The organism is Rickettsiales bacterium (genome assembly GCA_033762595.1).
Classification (GTDB): Bacteria; Pseudomonadota; Alphaproteobacteria; order Rickettsiales; family UBA8987; genus JANPLD01.
Genome location: JANRLM010000068.1, coordinates 1 through 1,981, shown reverse-complemented (window position 1 = coordinate 1,981; position 1,981 = coordinate 1). Strand labels below are relative to the sequence as shown.

General features: G+C 35.4%; 3 protein-coding genes. 1 reads left to right on the top strand and 2 read right to left on the bottom strand.

Annotated features, from left to right (window positions below):
- Together SFT90_05030 and lpxC are read right to left on the bottom strand one after the other, a co-directional pair.
- On the bottom strand, positions 1-383 hold a 383-nt coding region (locus SFT90_05030), incomplete at its 3' end, for a dephospho-CoA kinase (GenBank protein ID MDX1949845.1).
- A gap of 152 nt (positions 384-535) precedes the next feature.
- On the bottom strand, positions 536-1,396 hold the full coding sequence (gene lpxC, locus SFT90_05025) for a UDP-3-O-acyl-N-acetylglucosamine deacetylase (GenBank protein MDX1949844.1): 861 nt from the start codon (positions 1,394-1,396) through the stop codon (positions 536-538).
- A gap of 141 nt (positions 1,397-1,537) precedes the next feature.
- On the opposite strand from lpxC, the gene SFT90_05020 reads away from it, so the two are divergent.
- Positions 1,538-1,981, top strand: a 444-nt coding sequence (locus SFT90_05020; protein MDX1949843.1) for a HesA/MoeB/ThiF family protein, incomplete at its 3' end; no start/stop codon positions are given.

Sequence of the window (1,981 nt, the reverse complement as noted above, 5' to 3'; positions counted from 1 at the left end):
TTTATTATTTCTTGCCTTTGCCTAGAAAGCTCAGGATATACAAGGCTTTCAAGCAGTTTTTTCTTGTTCGGATTTTTGAAAACAATTTCACCTAATTTTTGGCGATTAATTAAAGGCTCTGATTCATTCCAGCGAAGGCGGGAATCTATTGTTTTTTGTGGATATCCGCTTTCGCGGATATGAAGTGAAGAGTTGGCTATTCCCTCGCCAAAAACCTTAATTAGCTTCTCTGCAAAATTTCTATTCGCATATAAAGAATGCACCATTTCATCGGAAGAAAAAGTTTTTATACCCCTAATTTGAGAAAGTTTTTTTGTGAAATATGACTTACCTGAAGCAATAGAACCAGTAACCGCAATAATTGGAAATTTAGAGATTTTCATTAAGGTAGTTTTTTAGTATTTCAAAAATCTACTAAAAATACCCTCTCCCTGTTTTTCAGGGAGAGGGTAAGGGTGAGGGTAAAAAGATTTATTAAAATTCCAAACCCTCACCCCTGCCCTCTCCCTACAAGTAGGGAGAGGGAGAAGATAGATCAAACAATATCGTAGGCTTGCCTATCAGCAAATAATTTGCGGAGGAGCTGATTATTTAAGCCGTGCCCTGTTTTATAGGCTTTGAAAGCACCAGAAATCCTTTTTCCTGCAAGATAAAAATCGCCAATGCAATCAAGAATTTTATGGCGAACGAACTCATTATTATATCTTAAACCCTCTTTGTTTAAGATTTTATCTTCTTGAATTACAATCGCATTTTCAAGTGAACCACCACGGGCTAGGCCGTTTTTACGCATATACTCAACTTCATGAGCAAAGCCAAAAGTTCTAGCATCAGAAAACTCATCTAAAAAGCCCCTTTCGCCGTTTTCAAAGGTAAATTTTTGATTAGAAATCGCCTTGCTTGCGAAATCAATTTCCAAATCTATTGAGAAATTTTCAGACGGCAAAACCTTAGCGAATTTGTCATTTTCCCTAACTTCAACCTCTTTATTTACCTGCACAATTTTTCGGTCAGATGCTTGCTGATAAATGCCAGTTTCTTGGAATAATTTGACAAATAATTTTGAGCTACCATCTAAAATTGGAATTTCAGGACCAGAAACATCAATGAGAGCATTATCAATGCCACTTCCCCAAAGGGCTGCCATTAGATGTTCAATGGTTGAAATCATCGTGCCATCATCATTGGAAATACAAGTTCCAAGCTGGGTTTTACTAACATTTCTATAATCCGCACGCACGATATTGCTGAAGCCTTTTACATCAGATCTTCTAAAAACAATGCCGTAATCCTCAGGTGCTGGGATAATTTCTAGCTTTACCTTTTCACCGCTGTGAAGCCCTATTCCAGTGAGTTTTGCAGTATCCTTAAGCGTATTTTGTTTAGTTTTAATCATTCTATAAAATTAAAAACCCTATTATATCAATAACTTGAACAAAGTATTAGTTTTTAGATGTTTAATACACCATTTTTCGCATAAAATCACTATAAATATTCAATTTTGTTGTATATTTATTACTTAAAATTCATTCATAATATGGAATATCAAAGCAAAACCAGATATGCAAGGCAGATAATAATGCCGGAAATCTCTGAAAAGGGGCAGATTAAGCTGATGCAATCTAAGGTTCTGGTTATCGGTGCGGGCGGGCTTGGAAGCCCTTGTTTGCTCTATCTTGCCTCGTCTGGTGTGGGTGCGAAAGCCTATAATGGTGAGCTTGGCATTTGCGATTTTGATAATCTTGAGATTTCTAACCTTCAAAGGCAGATAATTCATGAAACTTCTGATTTGAAACGAAATAAAGCCGAAAGTGCTAAAGATGCAATCTTTGATTTGAATCCTGAAATAAATGTTAAAATTCACAAAAATAAGCTAGAAAAACATAATATTTTAGAAATTTTAAGCAATTATGATGTAATTATTGATGGTTCTGACAATTTTGAGACGAGATTTATAGTAAATGATGCTTGTTTAGAGCTA

Coding starts and splice junctions, on each gene's coding strand:
- lpxC (MDX1949844.1), bottom strand. CDS start 1,396: ATGATTAAAACTAAACAAAATACGCTTAAGGATACTGCAAAACTCACT.